Annotated in this window: 1 protein-coding gene; it reads left to right on the top strand. The window is 62.5% G+C overall.

Features of this window, described 5'->3' with window-relative positions; genetic code table 11:
• Nucleotides 1–722: VCBS domain-containing protein (locus tag PVZ78_RS03550; protein ID WP_273828232.1), on the top strand; the 722-nt coding region annotated here is incomplete at both ends.

Here is a 722-nt window from a genome sequence, read left to right as displayed (position 1 = left end):
AGGTCAGCGATGGCCTGGGTGGCGTCGACACCCAGTTGGTGACCATTACCGTCACCGGCAGCAACGATGCGCCGGTACTCAGCTTCGCCACCGGCAACGATGCCGGCGCAGTGCAGGAAGACACTACCCTCAGCGTCAGCGGTCAATTCAGCTCGACCGATATCGATCATGCCGCCACCGCTACCTGGAGCATCGTCGGAGCAAACACCGGCTCCTTCGGTTCGATCGCCGTGGACAGCAGCGGCCAATGGACCTACACCTTGGCCAACGGCACCGATGGAGTCTCCAGTGCCGTGCAGTCGCTGAAGGCGGGCGAGAGTTACGACGAAGTGTTCAGCGTGCAGGTCAGCGACAGCCTGGGCGGTGTCGACACCCAACAGGTGACCATCACTGTCACCGGCAGCAACGACGCGCCGGTACTCAGCTTCGCCAGCGGCAATGATGCCGGAGCAGTGCAGGAAGACACTACCCTCAGCGTCAGCGGTCAATTCAGCTCGGCCGACATCGATCACGATGCCTCCGCTATCTGGACCATCAATGGCTCGCCAATTGGCAGCTACGGCTCGATTGACGTGGACAGCACCGGCCAGTGGACCTACACCCTGGCCAACGGCACCGATGGCGTTGCCGGCGCGGTGCAATCGCTCAAGGCGGGCGAAAGTCATGACGAAGTGTTCAGCGTGCAGGTCAGCGATGGCCTGGGCGGCGTGGATACACAACTG

Origin of the sequence: Pseudomonas sp. SBT1-2 (assembly GCF_028640875.1) — a bacterium.
In the GTDB taxonomy this organism is placed as follows: Bacteria; Pseudomonadota; Gammaproteobacteria; order Pseudomonadales; family Pseudomonadaceae; genus Aquipseudomonas; species Aquipseudomonas chlororaphis_I.
Note: the sequence above shows the minus strand (reverse complement) of the source record. Positions and strands in the feature narration are given on the sequence as shown.